At 62.3% G+C, this 19,157-nt stretch carries 20 protein-coding genes and 1 tRNA gene; 13 read left to right on the forward strand and 8 right to left on the reverse strand.

What is annotated here, in order from left to right:
- A partial coding sequence (locus P1T08_12025; GenBank protein MDF1596797.1) for a hypothetical protein occupies positions 1-336 on the forward strand: 336 nt, incomplete at its 5' end.
- A 13-nt stretch (positions 337-349) separates the two neighbouring features.
- Here the strand turns inward: P1T08_12025 and P1T08_12030 are convergent.
- Entirely contained in the window at positions 350-634 is a 285-nt protein-coding gene (locus P1T08_12030; GenBank protein ID MDF1596798.1) for a 4a-hydroxytetrahydrobiopterin dehydratase, read from the reverse strand.
- Between the two features lie 99 nt (positions 635-733).
- On the opposite strand from P1T08_12030, the gene P1T08_12035 reads away from it, so the two are divergent.
- Positions 734-1,219, forward strand: a complete 486-nt coding sequence (locus P1T08_12035; GenBank protein ID MDF1596799.1) for a DinB family protein — start codon at positions 734-736, stop codon at positions 1,217-1,219.
- Positions 1,220-1,261: 42 nt separating this feature from the next.
- Here the strand turns inward: P1T08_12035 and P1T08_12040 are convergent, their stop codons facing one another.
- The gene (locus tag P1T08_12040) at positions 1,262-2,371 is read right to left on the reverse strand and encodes a DUF222 domain-containing protein (protein MDF1596800.1); all 1,110 of its coding nucleotides are present in this window, start codon (positions 2,369-2,371) and stop codon (positions 1,262-1,264) included.
- Positions 2,372-2,749: 378 nt separating this feature from the next.
- Here P1T08_12040 and recO point away from each other — a divergent pair, with 378 nt between their 5' ends.
- From recO to P1T08_12080, 8 genes are all read left to right on the forward strand, one after another.
- Entirely contained in the window at positions 2,750-3,466 is a 717-nt protein-coding gene (recO, locus tag P1T08_12045) for a DNA repair protein RecO (GenBank protein MDF1596801.1), read from the forward strand.
- A complete protein-coding gene (gene uppS / locus P1T08_12050) occupies positions 3,459-4,196 on the forward strand; it encodes a polyprenyl diphosphate synthase (protein MDF1596802.1) in 738 nt (245 codons plus the stop codon). Before recO ends, uppS begins: the two co-directional genes overlap by 8 nt.
- Positions 4,197-4,300: 104 nt before the next feature.
- On the forward strand, positions 4,301-5,608 hold the full coding sequence (locus tag P1T08_12055) for a glycine--tRNA ligase (protein ID MDF1596803.1): 1,308 nt from the start codon (positions 4,301-4,303) through the stop codon (positions 5,606-5,608).
- A 95-nt stretch (positions 5,609-5,703) separates the two neighbouring features.
- Entirely contained in the window at positions 5,704-6,726 is a 1,023-nt protein-coding gene (locus P1T08_12060) for a LacI family DNA-binding transcriptional regulator (protein ID MDF1596804.1), read from the forward strand.
- A 66-nt stretch (positions 6,727-6,792) separates the two neighbouring features.
- Entirely contained in the window at positions 6,793-8,112 is a 1,320-nt protein-coding gene (locus tag P1T08_12065) for an ABC transporter substrate-binding protein (GenBank protein ID MDF1596805.1), read from the forward strand.
- Positions 8,113-8,204: 92 nt separating this feature from the next.
- Positions 8,205-9,359 carry a sugar ABC transporter permease gene (locus P1T08_12070; GenBank protein ID MDF1596806.1) on the forward strand — a complete coding sequence of 385 codons (1,155 nt, stop codon included), beginning with the start codon at positions 8,205-8,207 and terminating at the stop codon, positions 9,357-9,359.
- Positions 9,356-10,297, forward strand: a complete 942-nt coding sequence (locus P1T08_12075; protein ID MDF1596807.1) for a carbohydrate ABC transporter permease — start codon at positions 9,356-9,358, stop codon at positions 10,295-10,297. The genes P1T08_12070 and P1T08_12075 overlap by 4 nt, the downstream gene beginning before the upstream one ends.
- Before the next feature lie 31 nt (positions 10,298-10,328).
- A complete protein-coding gene (locus P1T08_12080) occupies positions 10,329-10,850 on the forward strand; it encodes a hypothetical protein (GenBank protein MDF1596808.1) in 522 nt (173 codons plus the stop codon).
- Positions 10,851-10,877: 27 nt separating this feature from the next.
- Here P1T08_12080 and P1T08_12085 read toward each other — a convergent pair whose 3' ends face one another.
- The 4 genes from P1T08_12085 to P1T08_12100 are packed head-to-tail and all read right to left on the reverse strand — an operon-like array spanning position 10,878 to position 14,561.
- A complete protein-coding gene (locus P1T08_12085; protein ID MDF1596809.1) occupies positions 10,878-11,009 on the reverse strand; it encodes a hypothetical protein in 132 nt (43 codons plus the stop codon).
- A 30-nt stretch (positions 11,010-11,039) separates the two neighbouring features.
- Positions 11,040-12,290 (reverse strand): threonine synthase, encoded by a 1,251-nt coding sequence (locus P1T08_12090; GenBank protein ID MDF1596810.1) that lies wholly within the window; start codon positions 12,288-12,290, stop codon positions 11,040-11,042.
- Positions 12,291-12,344: 54 nt separating this feature from the next.
- Positions 12,345-13,076, reverse strand: a complete 732-nt coding sequence (locus P1T08_12095) for a VIT1/CCC1 transporter family protein (protein ID MDF1596811.1) — start codon at positions 13,074-13,076, stop codon at positions 12,345-12,347.
- A gap of 15 nt (positions 13,077-13,091) precedes the next feature.
- Positions 13,092-14,561, reverse strand: coding sequence for a glycosyltransferase (locus P1T08_12100; GenBank protein MDF1596812.1), 1,470 nt, complete (start codon positions 14,559-14,561; stop codon positions 13,092-13,094).
- 56 nt (positions 14,562-14,617) lie between these two features.
- Between P1T08_12100 and dnaG the strand changes: the two genes are divergently transcribed.
- Both dnaG and rpoD read left to right on the forward strand, forming a co-directional pair.
- A complete protein-coding gene (gene dnaG, locus P1T08_12105; protein MDF1596813.1) occupies positions 14,618-16,390 on the forward strand; it encodes a DNA primase in 1,773 nt (590 codons plus the stop codon).
- Positions 16,390-17,532: an RNA polymerase sigma factor RpoD gene (gene rpoD, locus P1T08_12110; protein MDF1596814.1), complete on the forward strand. Its 1,143-nt coding sequence runs from the start codon at positions 16,390-16,392 to the stop codon at positions 17,530-17,532. The genes dnaG and rpoD overlap by 1 nt, the downstream gene beginning before the upstream one ends.
- 42 nt (positions 17,533-17,574) lie before the next feature.
- On the opposite strand, the gene P1T08_12115 is transcribed toward rpoD, so the two are convergent.
- Complete coding sequence (locus P1T08_12115) at positions 17,575-17,853, reverse strand: YtxH domain-containing protein (GenBank protein MDF1596815.1); 279 nt, start codon at positions 17,851-17,853, stop codon at positions 17,575-17,577.
- Between the two features lie 32 nt (positions 17,854-17,885).
- Between P1T08_12115 and P1T08_12120 the strand changes: the two genes are divergently transcribed.
- A tRNA-Asn gene (locus tag P1T08_12120) sits at positions 17,886-17,958 on the forward strand.
- A 233-nt stretch (positions 17,959-18,191) separates the two neighbouring features.
- Here the strand turns inward: P1T08_12120 and P1T08_12125 are convergent.
- Positions 18,192-19,115: a hypothetical protein gene (locus P1T08_12125; GenBank protein ID MDF1596816.1), complete on the reverse strand. Its 924-nt coding sequence runs from the start codon at positions 19,113-19,115 to the stop codon at positions 18,192-18,194.
- Positions 19,116-19,157: the final 42 nt, after the last annotated feature.

Here is a 19,157-nt window from a genome sequence, read left to right on the forward strand (position 1 = left end):
TCCAGTGTGACCGAAAACGACCTCGAACGCGAGCACCCCCGACCCACAACCACCAACTTTTTCGGCAGCCACCTAGTGTATGTCGACGGCCAGCTCTGCGATCCCTTCCACGGCGGCGAGGCGATCGGATCCGACGAAGCGGCAGCCCTGGTGAGCTATGCGCTGGGAGGAGCGCCGCGGCTCGATCGCAGCTGGCTGGAGGCGGTGCCGGACCATTTGATCGTTGAGCGCATGCTGCGCAACCTCAACGACGCCTACCGCCGATCAGGCGATCTCGAGCACTGGGATTGGATCGCGGCATGTCTCACCGCGCTCGGAGTCGGGCCGGCTGAGTAACGGGAAGCTGTCCCTAGCCGGCGGTCAGGCGTTCGATTTCGGCGGCCAGACTCGCGTCCTTTTCGGTCAAGCCGCCTTGGTCGTGCGTTGAGAGGGCAATCGTCACGCGATTCCAACGGATATCTATATCGGGATGATGAAAACTCTTCTCGGCCAGAATCGCCACGCTGGAGACGAATCCCATCGCGGCGACGAAGTCGGTGAAGGCAAACGTCCTCAGAAGGATCTCGCCGTCGATCTCCCAGCCGGGGTGTTCGGAGAGGAATGCGGAGCGTTCGGGGTGCGTGAGAAGGGCCATGCGCGGATTGTTGCACATCGGCCGCGATATGGATCACCCTCGACACTGGCCCGGTTCGGCGGTCGCGCCCGCAGGTTAGGGCTGATCTAGTCTCAACCCATGTCCGATCTCAACACCCCCGAGAAGGAAACGCTCTCTCGCTACCTGGACACCTATCGGGGCATCATGGCCTACAAGGCAGCAGGTGTAGACAGAGAGGCTGCCGCGGCGCCGATGGTCCCGTCGGGAACATCGTTGCTGGGGATCGTCAAGCACATGGCATACGTGGAACGTTGGTGGTTCCAGGCGGTGCTTGGTCGCCGTGACGTCGAATTCCCGTGGTCTGAGGACGACCCCGATGCCGACTGGAGGATCGAAACCGACGAGTCGGTCGAAGGCGTTACTGAGTTCTACCTCGGCGAATGCGAGGTGAGCAGGGCGATACTCGACCCGATCGGCTCGCTCGATGAGGTGTTTCCACACGATGGTGGAGAGATCTCAGCCCGCCGCGTCGTGATCCACATGCTCGAGGAAACCGCCCGGCACGCCGGCCACGCAGACATACTCCCTGAATTGATCGACGGATCAACAGGCTGGGGTCCGTAGTCCGGATCGCATCGTGCGCCGGGATTGATGCGCGCCTGTCGGTCAGGGTGGGTCGCGCCGTGATGGTGTGAAGCGGAGCCGGCCTGGCGGGGATTCAGGGTCGATTTCGAAGCCCATTTGGTGGATTACCACATGGTGGTGAAACCAGCACAGAGTCGTGAGGTTGCTGGCGTTGGTTTGTCCGCCCTGCGACCAGGGGAGCCGGTGGTGGGGTTGGAGCCGGTAGCGGGAAGTGCATCCGTCTGCACAGCAGCCGCCGTCCCGGTAGAGGATGAACCGTTTGAGTCTGGGTGGGATGACTCTGGTGGTGCGTCCCTGATCGTGAGGTTGGCCGTCTGTGATGACAGTGTGTTCGACTGAACCAGCGCAAAGAATCTCCTCGATCGTGGAAACGCCGACCTGGATACCCGATGAAGTGACCGAACCGGCTTGGCCGTGTGAGGAGGCTGCCAGGTTTCCGTTGGTGAATACCGACAAGATCGGTCCGTTGGAGGTGGTGTCACCTGATGAGGCGGTGAGCGAGTCCTGGGCGATCGAGACCAGGGCGTCGGCGTTGCGCTGACCCAACGAACCCCGTGTGCCGTCGGGCAGGAGCGGGAACTGGTCGCCCCGACCGTGGAGGGCTAGTTCAACGAGGTCTCCGTCCATGCCGGGGAGCTGTCCCCATAGTCGGACAGCGCGGCGATCCAGGGTTGGTTGGAGCATCAAGAACCGATCTGAGAAGATCCGGTGACCTTCGTGGCGGGGGATCCGCCGCTGTTGAGCCGTGAGCCTTCGGACCCCGGGAATGTCTAATCCGGCGGAGAGTCCGACACTCCGGGGGGAAGCGCCGGCTGTGCCCAATCTTGCGGTAGCCAAAATCCGGTCAAACGACGATCTTCCCGCCGCGAGTGATTCCTCGAGTTCCGGCTGATCGGCCAACATCCGGGTCGCTGTGACCAAATCCTTGGCCGTTTCGGGGGCGATGTCGAGTCGTCCGGCCGTCCACTCTCCGAGTGAACGGCACCCATCAGCAGATGGCACCTGGCGGTGGTCGGCCTCCCGCAACAATCCGACCTGGCGGGCCCGAGCCTGCGCCACAAACGACTCGAGCTCAGCCAACTGTTGTTCCAGCTCATCAGTGGTCAGATTGTCGAATGCTCGGGTCTTCATGTGGGCAACATATCAACCGGCTGTGACAGAAAAAGATGGGGAACAGCCGGTAGGGGGCGCCTTGATGAAGGTTGCCCCCTCTGCCTTGGGGGCTCGGCATCTCCCCCACGTTGCCGTGGGGGAGAAACGCGTGGGTGGGGGGAGTTTGGGGAATCGGGGTGGCTTTGTTTGTGTCGAGGACTCTGTGCGAGTTCGAGTGATCTCGCAGGCTTCGCGTTCTTGCACTCTCTCCTTGCGTCCTATCCCAGCTTCCGCTGAGGGAGGTGGTCTGCTGCTGATGCAGCAGGGCGGAAAGGGCACCCAACACCGCTCTAGCGCGGCATCAGCGCGACGCAAATGCGGACATTCAACCGGCCATGCACCGGGTACCCTTCGCCAATGGCAATCCGACACGACCAGGGAATCGTTCTGCGGGGGTACCCGTTCGGGGAATCCGATCGTGTCGTGATCATTCTCTCGCCGAATCACGGGAAGCTTCGTACGGTCGCCAAAGGTGTGCGCAAGACCAAGAGCCGGTTCGGCGGCAGGCTCGAGCCGCTGACCCAGGTGGACCTCGTGCTCTACGAAGGTCGCAATCTGGACACGATCACACAGGTTTCGACCATCGAGGCCTTCCCGCACGTTCGGGACGATCTGGAGCGGGTGGGCATTGCCGGTGCGATGCTCTCGGTGGTCGATGCGGTCGCTCAGGAGAACGAGTCGGCACACCGGCTCTTCCTGCTGCTCCATAGGTCCCTGCGCGTACTCAACGACGGTCCGGCCGACCCGGGCTTGCTGACGGCCTTCTATCTGAAGCTCGCCGCCCTGGTCGGGGTCGCCCCGGCGCTCGCCGATTGCGCCAGTTGCGGTGGTCACGTCGACGTTGAACGCTTCAGCTTCGCCGCCGGGGGAGTCGTGTGCAGCCGGTGTGCGACTCCCGATTCGGTGAAGTTGCGCCCCGGGTTGCTCGACTATCTCGCCTTTCTCGCCGGGAGCGAATTGGCTTCATTGCCCGAGAACGGTGGGTTGGCCGGGGATGGTCAGGGTCTGGTGAGGCGCTTTCTCGAATATCACCTCGAGCGCAAGTTCACGGTGGCGGAGGTGCCGGGTGGATGACCTCGACACCTCCCGGCTGGATCTCGAGCGGATCCCGCGCCACGTCGGCGTGATCATGGATGGCAACGGGCGATGGGCGGGTGACCGCGGACTCGAACGGACGGCCGGACATGCCGCCGGAGAGGCCGCATTGTACGACTGTGCCCTCGGCGCACTCGAGATCGGCGTGGAATGGTTGACGGTCTTCACCTTCTCAACGGAGAACTGGTCTCGCTCGGCAGAGGAGGTCCAATTCTTGATGCTGTTCAACGAAGATCTGCTCGGAAGGCGCCGGGACGATTTGCACGAGCGTGGCGTGAGGATGTTCTTCGCCGGTGACCTCGACGATCCCCGGATTCCGCAGAGCAACAAGGATCGCATGCGCGAAGCGATGGAGCTTACCGCTGCCAACCGCCGGCTCAACCTGGTGTTCGCTTTCAACTACGGAGGACGTTCCGAGATCGTTCGGGCTGCCGGAGAGATCGCCAGTCTGAGCGCAAGCGGCGAGATCATCCCGGCGGAGGTAGACGCCGAGATGGTGCAGGCTCATCTGGCGGTTCCTGGCATGCCTGATGCCGACCTGATCATTCGCACCTCCGGAGAGCAGAGGATCAGCAACTTCCTGCTCTGGCAGTCGGCCTATGCAGAATACGTGTTTCCCGAGATCCTGTGGCCCGACTTTCGTCAGCAGGACCTGGTCGATTGCATAGCGGAGTACCAGTCGAGAAAGCGCCGGTTCGGGAGGGCGTAGGACGCCGACGGGTCGCGACCGTCAGACTGGCGGCCGGCCAGGGGTGACCGGCGACCAATCCCGGCGCCTATGATCTTCCGACCAACCCACAGGGATTGTTTCTCATGACCATCACGCTCGACACCATCACCAATCTGTCCAAACGACGCGGGTTCGTGTTTCCCTCATCCGAGATCTACGGCGGGCTCCGGTCCGCCTACGACTACGGACCCCTGGGTGTGCAGTTGCTTCGCAACGTCAAGGAGCAGTGGTGGCGTTCGATGGTGCAGCTGCGCAGCGACGTGGTCGGGCTCGATTCAGCGGTATTGCAGGCCAGGAAGGTCTGGCAGGCCTCAGGCCACGAGGCGGTGTTTACCGATCCGATGGTGGAATGCAGGAATTGCCACACTCGCCATCGAGTCGACAAGCTGACCGATCCGGATCTGTGTCCGAACTGCGGGCAGCGAGGGCAGTTCACCGAGGCCCGGGACTTCAACCTCATGTTCCGTACCAACATGGGCCCGGTAGACAGCGACGAGAACCTGGTGTACCTGCGCCCGGAAACCGCCCAGGGGATCTTCATCAACTACGAGAATGTTCGAACGACCCAGCGCCTCAAGCTGCCCTTCGGGATTGCACAGGTGGGAAAATCCTTTCGCAACGAGATAACGCCGGGCCAGTTCGTGTTCCGGACCCGCGAGTTCGAGCAGATGGAGATGGAGTATTTCTGCCGGCCTGAGGAGGCGGGGCAATGGTTCGAGTACTGGATCGAGATCCGATCTGAGTGGTATCGCAATCTGGGAATGAACGAGAACAACTTGCGAATTCGCAAACACGACGACGACGAGCTGTCGCACTACTCGGCCGGCACCGTCGACGTCGAGTATCGCTTTCCGTGGGGTTGGGACGAGCTCGAGGGGATCGCCAATCGCACCGATTTCGATCTACGGCAGCACACCGAGCACAGCGGCCAGGACCTGCGGTACTACGACCAGGAGGCAGATCTCCGCTTCTTCCCTTACGTGATCGAACCGGCCGCCGGGGCGACCCGCACAACTTTCGCGTTCCTGATCGACGCCTACGATGAAGAAGAGGTGCGCGGCGAGAAGCGGGTCGTTCTGCGGCTCGATCACCGGCTGGCGCCCTATCAGCTCGCCGTCTTGCCGTTGTCCAAGAAGCGAGAGCTGACCGAGGGAGCGGAACGGGTGGCCGCCACGCTGCGGCCGCTCTACAACCTCGAGGTCGACGTCACCCAGGCGATCGGTCGCCGTTACCGGCGTCAAGACGAGATCGGGACCCCCTACTGCATCACCTATGACTTCGATTCGATTGAAGATGCGGCAGTAACGGTGCGCGATCGGGACACGATGGAGCAAGACCGTGTGTCGATCGACCGCCTCGAGGAGTATCTGAGGACGAAGCTGACGGCCTGAGTCGCGGGTCGCGGCGCCGTTCCAATTGCCAATTGCTTTCTGCCAGTGGCGTTGGTTACCGTTCCTTCTGGAAGCGATTCCAAGCAGGTGTCCCCGTGCCGACGATCTTTGATGTGGCGCAGGCGGCCGGAGTCGGTGTAGGTACCGTATCGCGGGTGCTCAACGACAGTCCGGCGGTGAGCGATGCCACGCGGTCCAAGGTGCAAGCGGTCATTTCCGACCTCGATTACCGACCGAGTTCGCTGGCGAGGGGACTCTCCCTCGGCACCACCAACATCATCGGAGCCGTCGTGCCGAAGGTGACGCGCCCCTCTTCGATGGAACGCCTGCGCGGCGTGCTCGACGAGTTGGGCGGATCCGGCTACGACCTCGCCCTCTACCAGGTGGACGGCGAAGAACAGCGTTCGTCCCGGATCCGGGATATCGTCCGGCCCGACCGGTGTTCTGCCGGTTTGCTCATCTCATTGCGGGCCGCTCCGGACGAGATCTTGGTGATGACGCAAGCGAAGCGACCTGTGGTGACGATTGATGGTCACATCGAAGGCCTTCCGGGTTGTCACATCGACAATGTTGCCGGCGGACGAATGGCGACCGAGCATCTGCTCAGACTCGGCCACCGGGTGATCGCGTTCGTGGGAGATATCGAAGACGATCTCGGATTCAACCCGGGGGCGGCAAGGTTCGAGGGCTACCAGGAGGCGTTGAGGGGACTTGGTATTGCGCGCCGCGACGATCTGATCAAGACGGGACCGCATAGTAGGGAGAGCGCCGACGAGTTGACCCGAGGACTCTTCGGTGCATCCGATCCGCCAACAGGCATCGTGGCCACCAGCGATACGCAGGCGTTCGGAGTGATGGCGGCCGTTCGTTCGCAGGGCCTCGAGGTACCCACCGACGTCTCAGTGGTCGGGTTCGATGATCTAGAATTAGCAGGGCATCTGGGGCTCACCACCGTGCGGCAGCCTCTGTACGAATCCGGAGTGCTGGGCGCCCGAATGCTCCTACAACAGCTTGATGGACATCGAGATGGTTTGGACGTTGTGGAGTTGCCGCTCGAGGTAGTAGTGCGCGAGACCACAGCCCCACCGAGCAAAGGCTCAGCGCTTTATGGCGCATGAGCAGACCCTATTAGGGTTGGCAATTGGGAATCACCTGATTCCCGGAAGAAGGAGGAGTCATACTCCATGAAGAAAACAAGATGGATATCACTATTCGTCGCGTTGCTGCTGCTGGCAGCCGCGTGCGGCAGTGGCGACTCAACGGATACGACGGTAGCCGAGAAGCCGGTAGTCAATGTATTCGGCGCGTTCTCGGGTGTCGAGGCCACCGCGGTGCAAGAAGTCATCGACGCCGAACTCAGCTCGAAAGATTACAGCGCTGTGTACGAGGGTTCAGACAGCTTCGAGGAGCAGATCAAGATTCGGGTCGACGGCGGCAACCCGCCCGACATCGCTCTTTATCCGCAACCTGGTGCACTCGTTCAGCAGGCTGAAGCCGGCAAGTTGATTGCGCTCGAGGATCTCGGGTTCGATATGGCCGCGCTAGAAGCCACGTTCGGGAAGTACCTGCTGTCACTGGCTGAAGTCGACGGCAAGCACTACGGATTGCCGACCAATACCAACTTGAAGAGCCTCATCTGGTACCCGCTTCCCGAATTCACGGACGCCGGATATGAGGTTCCCACCACCTGGGATGAGCTGATCACCCTCAGCGACAAGATCGTCGCCGACGGCGGTACGCCCTGGTGCATCGGCACCGGAAGCGATGCAGCAACCGGATGGACCGCCACCGACTGGATGGAGGACATCATGCTCCGTACCGCGGGGTCTGATGCCTACGACCAGTGGGTGTCGGGCGACTTGCCCTTCGCCAGCCCTGAGGTGAAGCGGGCGGCGGAGCTGCTGGGCCAGATTGTCTTCACTGAAGGCTATGTGCTCGGTGGCGCAGCGGCCATCCCCGATATCGACTTCCGTGATGCGCCGGATCCGATGTTCAACAATCCGCCTAGCTGCTTCCTGCACCGGCAAGCGTCGTTCATCACCCAGTTCTTCAATGTTCCTGGTGAAGAAGAAGGCGCTTCCGGCCTCGAAGCCGGCGTCGACTACGGCGTCTTCGCCTTCCCCGACATCGATCCCGGTGTCAAGGGTGCTCTGGGCGCCGGTGAGCTGGCGGCAGTCTTCGTCGATCGGCCCGAGATCCGCGAATTCCTCAACGACTTCACGTCTACGGAAGTCCAGTGTGCGCAGGGAGCAAGTGCCGCTGGTCGTATCTCACCGAACACGAACGTCGGCGCCGACTGCTATCGCGACGACATTCTGGCCACGGCCTCGGAGGCAATTGTGGCCGCCCTCGCTACCGAAGGCTTCCGGTTCGATGCGTCGGACCTGATGCCCTCAGAGGTCGGATCCGGTCAGTTCTGGACCGGCATGAATGTCTACATGCGTGAAGGTCCCGATTCGCTCGACAAGGTGCTGGCAGACATCGACGCTGCCTGGCCCAGGTAGAACAACTGAATAGATAACCCACGAGGGGCGGCGACGGCGCCGCCCCTCGTCGTGTAGTCTCCCGCTTGCTATTCGACGGGAGGAGTAGGCCAATGGACGACAATCAACCCGGCAAGGGTGTCCTCACCTCCGACAAGCCTGTGCCGGTCGATGAGCTGGATCGCGCATCCGGCATTCTCGTTGTGCTCTACCGGATCATTGCGTCCCTGGCGGTACCGGTCGTGTCGTTCATCATCCTGTGGCTCACGTTCAACTGGCTCCGGGACTCCGACGCCAGCCGGGCGCTGCAGGTCGTGGTGGCAATCGTTGTCGGTGTCGGCGGCGTGTTTGCGCTCTTCTGGGGCATGGACTTCGTCGTCAATCAGTTGCCGGACCGCCTGAGAGAGCACGTACGCCCGTTCGTATTTGTCGGGCCGGCTCTCGTGATTCTCAGCGTGTACCTCGTGTACCCCGCCATCAACACGCTGATAATCAGCTTCAAGGACAAGTCCCAGGAGGCCTGGGTGGGGTTGGAGAACTACGGCTTCGTGTTCACCGATGACGCCATGCTCCGCTCGATTCGCAACACAGTGCTCTGGATCATCATCGTCCCGCTCATCTCGGTCGGCGTCGGTCTCGCTTTTGCGACGCTGGCGGATCGGCTCCGGCGGGGAGAGGCTGTCGCCAAATCTCTGATCTTCCTGCCGATGGCCATCTCATTCGTAGGCGCGTCGATCGTGTGGAGGTTCATCTACAGTTTCCGGCCGGAGGGCTTCGGTGAGCAGATCGGCCTTCTCAACGGCATCCTCATCCAGCTTGGCGGTGAGCCACGGGCCTGGTTGTCGTGGGACCCCTGGAACAATCTCTTTTTGATGGTCATCATGATCTGGCTTCAGACTGGTTTTGCCATGGTCATCCTCTCGGCGGCGATCAAGGCGGTCCCCGACGACTTCCTGGAGGCCGCCCGAATAGACGGCGCATCCGAACTGCAGATATTCTGGCGCATAATCATCCCATCCATCATGTCCTCGATCGTGGTCGTTTCCACGACGATGGTCATCAGCGTTCTCAAGATCTTCGACATCGTCTGGGTGATGACCGGCGGTGAGACGGGGACGGAGGTGATCGCCGAACGGATGGTGCGGTGGTTCTTCCGCAATGACCATGATGGGAGGGGTGCGGCCATCGCCGTCGTGCTCTTCATTGCGATCATCCCGATCATGTTGCTGAATGTGCGCCGGTTCCGGCAGGAGGAGGCGATCCGATGACGGCTTCGACCACGATGCTCCAGAGCGAAGTCCCGGTCAAGAAGAGCGGCTTCTTCGGCCGCCTGCTGGAACGGTGGCCTGTCAAGCTGGGTCTCCTGATCATCGTTATCTTGTGGATAATCCCGACCCTTGGTCTGTTGATCAGCTCGTTCCGATTGCCGAACCTTGTGTCTACCACCGGATGGTGGAAGGTGTTCGGCAGTTTGGCCGACACGGCCCAGTGGACCCTCGAAAACTACCGCAACGTGCTGTCGTCGGAAGGCTTCGGCAACGCGTTTCTCAACAGCCTGGCCGTGACCATTCCGGCCACGGTCATTCCGATCGCGATAGCCGCCTTCGCTGCCTACGCCTTCGCGTGGATGGATTTCCGGGGACGGCAGTGGATGTTTGTGACCGTCGTGGGTCTCCTGGTCGTTCCGCTCCAGATGGCGTTGATCCCGATCCTGCGCCTCTACAGCTCAGGAGCCTTCATCGGTGACTTCCAAATCTTCCCAGATCTGAACCTAAACGGCACCTACATGGCCGTCTGGCTCGCGCACACCGGATTCGGCTTGCCCCTGGCCGTGTATCTGTTGCGCAACTACATCGGGGGATTGCCTTCGTCGACGATCGAGTCGGCTCATATCGACGGAGCCAGCCACTTCACGATCTTCTGGAGGCTGATCGTTCCGCTGTCGGTACCTGCCCTGGCCTCGTTTGCGATCTTCCAGTTCCTCTGGGTCTGGAATGACTTCCTGGTGGCGCTCGTGTTCCTGGGTGGAACTCCCGACGTACGGGTTCTTACGCAAGCGCTGGCCGAATTGAATGGAACCAGGGGCGAAGCCTGGCACCTGCTGACGGCCGGAGCGTTCATCACCATGGTGCTGCCACTCACTGTCTTCTTCTCACTGCAGCGATACTTCGTGCGAGGTCTGACCGCAGGTTCGGTGAAGGGCTGAGAGTTGCCGAGACGGCTACCCTCGGCGGGTCATGACGACTCGCCCTGATACCGCGCTGAACCCACGTCGAAGATGGCTGGCTATTGGCGCGGCCACCGTCCCGCTGGTGTTCAGCTATGTTTCGATCGCCGCCGCCTTCACCACCGACGCCGATGGTGAGTCCCTGGTCGGACCGGGTGCGGCGGCTCTTGGTTTGGGTTTGGCCCCGTTCGTGTTCATGCTGCTCGCCTTCGTCTCGGCGCACCGGAATCCCGGTACGGCCGTGCTGAAGGCAATGGGGCTGTTCCTGCTGCTGGCCTTCCCGATCGGGGTGCTGGCACCGGCTCTTGGTGCAACCGCGGGGTACGCGGCTGGTGGAACGGTGGCACTCCGCGCAGATGAACGGTCACGGGCCAGATGGATCGCAGTGGGCTTCACCATTGTGTATGTTTTGATCCTGCTCCTGGTCGCCCCTGCCGCCGGGCTCTTCACAGGCGCGGTCTTACCCCTGCTCGCCATCGGTTTCGCAGACGAGTACGTCGACTGGAAGGCAGCGCGAGCGGAGACGGGTTGAGGCCGATGGGGCGACGTTCGAGGCTCGCTACTCGTTGACGATTCGATCTAATCCGACTCCCACCCGGTAGGCGAGTGCACCACCGACGCCGGCCATCAGCGGATTCTCGATGGCCGCTCGCAGCGGCCCGCCGCGAGTTGCCGGCGCCCAGCAATCCAAGGCTGGTATTGATGGGAGCGATCGGTTCGCTCAGTCGTTGAGAAGCAAAGACCAGTCGATCGGCTGGGTGTGATCCAGGCGGCGCTCGGCTGGAGGCATCGGGTACTTCAGCCCGTTGCCGCAGTTGAACAGGACTACCTGGTCGGACCGGTCAATCTGCCCGGCTTCGAGCGCCTGCAGGTAGGCGGCGAGCGTGGCCGCTCCTTCAGGGCTCATCAACAGACCGTCTTCGCGCGCCGCCCGACCGTGGGCTTCTTCGATGGCGGAGTCTTCGACCGCGATGGCGAATCCTCCGCTGTCCCGGACGGCTTCGAGTATCAGGAAGTCGCCGATCGCCATGGGTACCCGGATTCCCGCTGCCACGGTGTGGGCGTCTTCCCACAACTCAGCGTGGTCCGCTCCGTCTCGCCACGCCTTGACGATCGGAGCGCATCCGGTCGCCTGCACCGCCACCATGCGCGGCTTCTTGGCGCCCAGCCAGCCGATCGCCTCGAGTTCTGTGAACGCTTTCCACATGCCGATCAAACCGGTTCCGCCCCCGGTCGGATAGAAGATGACGTCGGGCACCTGCCACCCGAGCTGCTCAGCGAGTTCGAGGCCCATCGTCTTCTTGCCCTCTATCCGATAGGGCTCTTTGAGGGTGGAGGCATCGAACCAGCCCATGATTTCTTTGCCCTGTCCGACGACTCGGCCGCAGTCGTTGATAAGGCCGTTGACGCGGAACGTGCGGGCGCCCTGCAGGGCGATTTCGCGCACATTCACTTCCGGCGTGTCGTCCGGGCAGAACACGAAGGTCTCGATTCCCGCTCTACTACCGTATGCGGCCAGTGCAGCTCCGGCGTTGCCATTGGTCGGCATGGCCATCCGGGTGATGCCCAGTTCTTTGGCCATCGAAACCGCTAGCGCCAAGCCGCGAGCCTTGAAAGAGCCGGTCGGTAGACGACCCTCATCCTTGACGAGAACCTGCCCGGCACTCACCTGCTCCCCGATCCGATGGAGAGGGATGAGCGGTGTTGCTTCTTCTCCGAGAGACACGATGTTCTCGGTCCTGCGGACCGGTAGAAACTCGCGATAGCGCCACAAATCGTTAGGGCGGGCGGAGAGGGCGCCCTTGTTGAGCGCCGCTCCAAGTTGCTCGAGGTCATATCGCACCAGCAGTGGCTTCCCGTGATCGGAGAGCCCGGCGACGACATCGGCCGGATAGCGCTCCCCGGTGGAGCTGCATTCGAGATGGGTGACAAAGGTGGCTCGATCTTCGGTGAGATTCTCCGACGAATACATCAAGCCTCCTTGCTGAAGTGGCTAGGTGCTAATGGCCAATGACCAACGGCCCCACTACCCATTCACGATCTTGTCGAATCCGAATCCCACCCAGTAGGCGAGTACACCACCGACGCCCGCCACCAGCAGATTCTCAATGGCCGCTCGCAGCGGCTTGCCGCGGGTTGCCCAGGTCTTGATGACGCCCACGATGAGCAAGCCGAGCACGGCGCCGATACCGGCAATCACCATGCCGGCGTGTGGGCTGGTGACGAGAGCGAAAGGAATGACTGCCGGAGCCGATCCCAGCAGGAACAGCCCGCCCGACATTCCGGCCGCCGCATAGGCGGAGCGCCGCTCGGAATCGAGGACGCCGAATTCGAGGGCCGTCATCACCCCGAGGAGGGCGTCGTCGTTGCCGTTGAAATGCTGAACGACTTCTTCACGAAGATCGCCTTTCAAACCGAGACCCTTCAGCAGATCCCGCAACTCGTGGAGTTCGTCCTCCCGAAAGTCGCGGATGTGTTGGCGTTCGAGGTTGATCTCACCCTGGAACACTTCATCCTGCGACTTGGTTGCCATGTACTCGCCGGCAGCCATGCTGACGGCGCCGGCAATGGCGCCCGCCACCCCTGTGAGCAGGACATTGCGGGTGGCCATTCCACCACCCACGACACCGGCGACCAGCAGGAACATCGACACGAGGCCGTCGTTGACGCCGAGAATCATGTCCCGCCAGTACTGACGATGTTTGCCGAGGTGTTCTGTGAAAGCTGGTCGGTGCCGGTAGCCGGGGTCGATATCCATGATCGAGAGTGTACGTCAGGACCCGGACAGTTCCCGAAGCCTGCTGAGCTCGACCTCCGGGGTTCCCTCGGTGAAGTACGAGTGGATCGGCAGGAGATTGAGCGGTGGTGCAGACCGGGCCCGTTCGAGCGCGTTTACGTAACCCTCGGCAGTGCGATCCCATGTGTAGCGGTCGAGCACTCGCTGCCGGCCGGCCTTCGCCAGGCGATCCCACTCGGGACCGAGTGCGCGTTCGAGGCCCCGGGCTATGTCAACAGGGTCGGCTGGATCGATCAGCACGCCGTATTCGGTGCTCCCATCGACGAGGCTCTCGGAAGGCCCTCCGTTGCGGGTGGCGACGATGGCGAGGCCGGCCGCGGCGGCTTCGAGCGGAGCCAGGCCGAACGGTTCGTAGAGGGCGGTGAGTGCAAAGACGGAGCGGCGCTCCGCGAAGTACCGGTACACGGCTGACAATGAAGCCTGCCCCTGGACCCCGAAGGCGGCGACTCTTCCGGCGAGACCACCCGCCTCGACGGCGGCTCGCAGGTCCTGCAACACGCCGAGTTCGATTTCTCCTGCACCGCTATCGGAGCGAAGCGGATCGTCGAGGGCGCCGGTGATGAACACCAGGTTGGCGGCCTCTCGCAGCGTCGGGCTGGCGGCGAAGGCCTCGACCAGCACAACAGGGTTCTTCTTGGGGTCGAGTCGGCTCGATGCGACGACCACTGGAAGTAATTGGCGGTCGGGAGCGAGATCCCTGCTCAGCCGGTCATCGACGAGCCGGCGAACCTCAGCTTCTACGGCATGGCGAACGTCGGTTCCGAACACATCGAGGGCGACACCGGGCGGGATGACGGAGAAGCGCGCATCCTCTGCGGTATCGACGGCGCCCGCGTAGGCGCGATGTCCATACTGTTCGAACCGTTCCTGGGCTGTGCTGGTGATCACGACGCCCGCGTGATTCATCCCCACCCGTTCTGCTTCGAGCCGTGGGGCGAAGTGGTAGTGAGCGTCCAACTGCTCCAGGGGCATTGACCCCGTCGACATCTTGTCGAACTTCTGCGCCCCCAGGCTGTGCCCGGTGAACGTGTACGGCACGCCGACCTCGGCTCGCAGCAGAGCTGCGGCAAGGCCACCGTCTCCGTAATGGCCGGTGGCCGCCTCTGGCATTGCCCCCTCGGCCCGGTAGTGCGCAACGATGCCGGGAACCCAATCCCGGCCCAGGTACGGCCACAGGTCTTCTTTCCGTAAGAAGGCGGATGAATCGCCGCAATCAATGCGAAGGATCCGAACGCCGCCCGGATAGGCGTCTTGCGCGGCGGAGAACTCCGGCCAGGCCGGATCGTCGATGCGGCGAGTGATGATGTCGACCCGGTGTCCGAGTGCAGCGAGGGCCATGGCCACATTCTTGACGTAGACGAGCTGGCCTCCGAAGTCGGGGTGCTCGGTCCAATACGAGTCGGCAGGGTCGAAGTTGCCTTGTGGATTCAGGAAGGCCAGATGCATCAGGGAATGGTAGGCGAAGAGAACCAGTCACCCGGCCGCCCTACACTCGGATGGCGATGGCATTCATGCGCGACGACATCGAGAGAGTTCGGTCGGCGACCAACATCGTCGATCTGGTGGATTCCGTGACCACCGTCCGCAAGCGCGGGCGGGCGGTCAAAGCGATCTGTCCGTTCCATCAGGAGAAGACGGCTTCGATGTCCATCGATGTCGCCAGGGGCCTATATCACTGCTTCGGGTGTGGAGCGGGAGGCGACGTCTTCAAGTTCGTCCAGGAGACCCAGGCGCTGGACTTTTCAGAGGCCGTCGAGCACCTGGCCGCCCGTTCGGGAATCACCCTCCGCATCGACAAGGAGGCCGCCAGGCAGCGCGGCGAACGACAGGCATTGATCGAAGCCATCGAGAAGGCGGTCGAGTTTTTCCACGATCGGCTGAAAAACGCTCCCGACGCGGCCTCCGCCAGGAAGTACCTGCGCGGGCGCGGCTACGACGGGGAGGTGGTCGACCGCTTCCAGATCGGTTACTCGCCTGCGGAAACCTGGGATGCGCTGGTCAGGTATCTCAGCGGCAAAGGCGTCAACGAAAAGACGATGCTGGACGCCGGTCTGGCGGCGCGCAACCAGCGAGGCGGGTTGCGGGACTGGTTCCGCGGGCGGGTCATGTTTCCCATCAACGACATCAGCGGCTCACCGGTCGGCTTTGGTGCCCGCCTCCTCGATGGGGAAGGGCCCAAGTATCTCAACTCGCCGGAGACCCGCATCTACCGGAAGGCACAGCTGTTGTACGGCCTCGATCTGGCCAAAGCGGCAATCACCCGGTCGGGTTACTCACTGGTTGTCGAGGGGTACACCGATGTGATCGGTCTCCATCTGGCGGACCTGCCGGTGGCGGTGGCGACTTGCGGCACGGCGCTGGGCGAGGAGCACTTCGATCTGTTGCGGCGTTTCTCGGAACGAATCGTGCTGGCCTTCGACGCAGATGAAGCCGGGGTTGGAGCGGCCCTGCGCGGCGACGAACTGTCCACTCCTGCGGATCTCGATCTCGACGTCAGGGTTGCTGTGATGCCCAGCGGAGCCGATCCTGCCGACATGGTGCAGTCGGGCCGGCTCGATGAACTCCGCCAGGCCGTCGAGGCATCGCGTCCTTTGCTGGAGTTCCGCATCGATCGAGAGTTGGAACACCACAACATCGGCGAAGCCGAGGGGAGGGCGCGTGCGGTCCGTTCAGCGGCCATGCTGATCGCCCGTCAGTCAGATGAGATCGTCCGCTCCGAGTATGCCCGACGCGTCGCCAGGGCCACGGGCGTTGATCTTGGTGCCGTCCTCAAGGCGGTGCAGGAAGCGCTGCGCAGCGGAGGCCATCCGGGTCGACGCTCTGAGTCCCCCGGGCCACCGTCCGCTCCGCCGCGCTCTACGCTGTCCGGGTCGGAGCAGGCCGAACGGGAGTTGCTGCGGCTGATGCTGGCGAACGACAGTCGTCTTCCGCTCGACGCTCTGGATCTGGACCTCTTCTCGCTCGCCGAGCACCGTGCGTACTTCGAGGCGGTGTATCCGTTGCTGTCGTCGACGCCGCCCGGAACCGTCATCGACCTCGGGGCCCTTCCGGAAGGGTGGGGTGACGCGCTACGGGTGATCGTCCTTGATGAGCGCCCGCTCGATCATGACCCGAAGGCCCTCGTGCAGCGGCTGGAACGGTGGCGAACCGAGCGCAGCATCGTCGAAGTCAGGAAGCAGATCGACGCGGAGACGGCCGGATCAGATACCCATTCAAATCTCCTCCGCCAGTTGATAGCTTTGGAGCGACGCAAGAGAGAGTTGGATAGCGAATAGTGGAGCACATCGTTGAAAAGGTGATCGCCGAGCTGATGAAGCGAAGCCAGCAGCGCGGCTTTCTGACCATGGGAGAAGTGCAGCAGGAACTCGAAGAGGCAGAGGCGCCCGTCGACGCGTTCGAAGCCGTACTGGACAAGCTCCGCGGTGGCGACGTGCGCATCCGGGAAGACGGCCCGCAGGTGTCCGACACGTCGATCGCAGACGAGGAGCGCATTTCGCTCTCAGACCCGGTCCGCATGTATCTCCAGGAGATCGGCCGTTACCGCCTGCTCACCACCCAGGAGGAGGTGGAGCTGGCCATGCGGGTCGAGGCGGGCATCCGGGCCAAGCTGCACCTCGCCGAAGCAGCAGAGGATGATGACGATCTGACGACGGAAGACCGCGCCATCCTCGACCGGGAGATCCGGCAAGGTGCGCGAGCCCAGAAACAGCTCGTCGAGTCGAACCTCCGACTCGTGGTTTCCATCGCCAAGAAGTACGTGGGTCGGGGGATGGCCCTGCTCGATCTGATTCAGGAAGGCAATCTCGGCTTGATGCGCGCCGTCGAGAAGTTCGACTATCGCAAGGGCTTCAAGTTCTCCACCTATGCGACCTGGTGGATTCGACAGGCTGTGACACGTTCTCTCGCCGATCAGGCCAGGACTATCCGCGTTCCCGTCCACATGGTGGAAACAATCAACAAGCTTGCCCAGATTCAGCGCACTCTTCTCCAAGAACTGGGCCGGGAGCCGACCATCGAAGAGATCGCTTTCGAGCTCGAAGTTGATCCGACCAGGGTGACGGAGTTGCGGCAGATCGCCCAGGATCCGGTTTCCCTAGAGACGCCTCTTGGGGAGGAGGAAGACTCAACGCTGGGCGACTTCGTGGAGGACACCGAGGCCGTCGTCCCCGTGGAAGCGGCCGCGTTCAAGCTGCTTCAGGAGTATATGGGGAGGGCTCTCGAGGATCTCAACGAGCGCGAGCGAACCGTGTTGATCATGCGGTATGGGCTCGACGAAGGCGCTCCACGAACCCTTGAAGAGGTCGGCGGGCACTTCAATGTGACCAGGGAGCGGATCCGCCAGTTGGAGACGAAAGCGCTTGCCAAGCTCCGTCATCCGGCCCGCTCGAAACGCCTCGAGGGATTCCTCGACGAGTAGCGCGTTCCTGGTTCCTAGTCGCGAGTAGCGAGTAGCTAGTTCCTAGCCTTCTGTTTTCTCGCGGATCTTGTCGGCCGCGGTGGACATTCCCTCGCTCACGACCTGCTTGGCCCGCGCCGCGCCCAGGTCGGCCACCGCCGAGCCTTTCTCGATCAACTGCCGGGCCGTGTCGGTCTCTGCCACCCGACCGGCGAACTTCCTGATTTGCTCGTAGCGTTCACGGCCGGCTTTGGCGCCGAGCACGTAGCCGATCGCTAGGCCGATGATGAAACTAAGCCTCTTCAACTTCACGCCAGAACCTCCGGAAGGGAATCGAACCATTGTGGCATACGGTGGTATTCTTCCGGCCGCCTTCCGGGGTAGCTCAATTGGCAGAGCGCCGGACTGTTAATCCGTAGGTTGTGGGTTCAAGTCCCACCCCCGGAGCGAAGGCTCCAACCCTCTGAACAGGCCTTTTGCGCTTCAGAGGCCAGCGCTGGCCGATGTTCGTAACGAGCGATCTGTCCGTCGGACGGGAACGCAGGACAGTGCCGGAGGTCTCACCGCATGGTGTGACATTGACGCTCAACGACCATCCGGCGCCGGGGTTGGCACCCGCATCAGGACAGGCCACCTGTTTGACGGAACGTCGGTGGCGATTTCCGACTCGTTTCAACGTGTCAGCAGCTTGACCTCTGCCCGGCGTTGATTATGCAGATCCTGGCTTCGGGGTCGGTAGGGTCGCCGCATACCGCACCCCCGAGTCCTGGCGCGCTCTTGATGCTGAACTCAAACTGGCCTGTACATTCATCGGCTGTGTTTGGGAGGCTGAGGTCACCGCCGTAGGCGTCCTGAAGGTCGGAGACGGTTGCGCCGATGGCTATTCCTGCGCTGGTGGCAAGTGGCGAACGGATGTCGAATGGCATCGATCGCGCCATCCCGTGAAAGCCGTAGAGCATGTCCATGTGGGTCAGATACCAGGCATCGAAATGCGGGACTCCATCATCACGGAATAGGTGCCAGTCTGAGAAGGTGACGGTTAGTCCAACACCATCGTGGAGTTGCCAGTGCGCTTCGGCGTAGTAATCCTCAGCGGGATGACCGTAGAGGCAACTGTCCATGTCGTATTCAGGGACACACGAATACTCGTGGCCGGGTGGTCCGAGCACGGAGATGAGTCGTTCCAGAGCCTCTTCCGCCGGGTCGCCGAAGTCGATGAGACCGAGTCCGTCACCTCGGAGTTCGATCTGGTCGTAGAACACGAACGGTTTCGGGTCGTAGGTAACGGTCAGCTCCACCTGGGTGGACGCCGCCGAGGGACAGGAAGCGGTGAACGTGAACGTGTTTCCCCCTGGGGTCAGTTCCAGGATCAGCCACCACTGACTTGGCGCATCCGTCGGAGCTTGGGGATAAGGTTCGGGGACAATCGCCTCATAGCCGCCCTTTGCCGTGACGGTGCAACCCCGTTCGACGCTCCCGAAGAACAGCTTCGATCGTTGAGTAACCGTTTCGCCGTCCTCCGGCGAGTTGACCTCCAGAGTCGGTGGACCTTTCGGCGGAGCGGTGATCGAAGTTAACGCCGTCGTGGCAGAAGAGGTGACCAAGGGGTCCGCAGTGCTCGTCGCGGTGGCGGCACGGGCAGTTGT

This window comes from Acidimicrobiia bacterium, assembly GCA_029210695.1.
Lineage (GTDB): Bacteria > Actinomycetota > Acidimicrobiia > Spongiisociales > JAHEDJ01 > JAHEDJ01.

What these genes read in the sequence shown, in the direction of transcription:
- P1T08_12030 (MDF1596798.1), bottom strand. Translation starts at nt 634, where the DNA reads ATGGCCCTTCTCACGCACCCCGAACGCTCCGCATTCCTCTCCGAACAC.
- P1T08_12035 (MDF1596799.1), top strand. Translation starts at nt 734, where the DNA reads ATGTCCGATCTCAACACCCCCGAGAAGGAAACGCTCTCTCGCTACCTG.
- P1T08_12040 (MDF1596800.1), bottom strand. Translation starts at nt 2,371, where the DNA reads ATGAAGACCCGAGCATTCGACAATCTGACCACTGATGAGCTGGAACAA.
- recO (MDF1596801.1), top strand. Translation starts at nt 2,750, where the DNA reads ATGGCAATCCGACACGACCAGGGAATCGTTCTGCGGGGGTACCCGTTC.
- P1T08_12055 (MDF1596803.1), top strand. Translation starts at nt 4,301, where the DNA reads ATGACCATCACGCTCGACACCATCACCAATCTGTCCAAACGACGCGGG.
- P1T08_12065 (MDF1596805.1), top strand. Translation starts at nt 6,793, where the DNA reads ATGAAGAAAACAAGATGGATATCACTATTCGTCGCGTTGCTGCTGCTG.
- P1T08_12070 (MDF1596806.1), top strand. Translation starts at nt 8,205, where the DNA reads ATGGACGACAATCAACCCGGCAAGGGTGTCCTCACCTCCGACAAGCCT.
- P1T08_12075 (MDF1596807.1), top strand. Translation starts at nt 9,356, where the DNA reads ATGACGGCTTCGACCACGATGCTCCAGAGCGAAGTCCCGGTCAAGAAG.
- P1T08_12080 (MDF1596808.1), top strand. Translation starts at nt 10,329, where the DNA reads ATGACGACTCGCCCTGATACCGCGCTGAACCCACGTCGAAGATGGCTG.
- P1T08_12090 (MDF1596810.1), bottom strand. Translation starts at nt 12,290, where the DNA reads ATGTATTCGTCGGAGAATCTCACCGAAGATCGAGCCACCTTTGTCACC.
- P1T08_12095 (MDF1596811.1), bottom strand. Translation starts at nt 13,076, where the DNA reads ATGGATATCGACCCCGGCTACCGGCACCGACCAGCTTTCACAGAACAC.
- P1T08_12100 (MDF1596812.1), bottom strand. Translation starts at nt 14,561, where the DNA reads ATGCATCTGGCCTTCCTGAATCCACAAGGCAACTTCGACCCTGCCGAC.
- dnaG (MDF1596813.1), top strand. Translation starts at nt 14,618, where the DNA reads ATGGCATTCATGCGCGACGACATCGAGAGAGTTCGGTCGGCGACCAAC.
- P1T08_12115 (MDF1596815.1), bottom strand. Translation starts at nt 17,853, where the DNA reads ATGGTTCGATTCCCTTCCGGAGGTTCTGGCGTGAAGTTGAAGAGGCTT.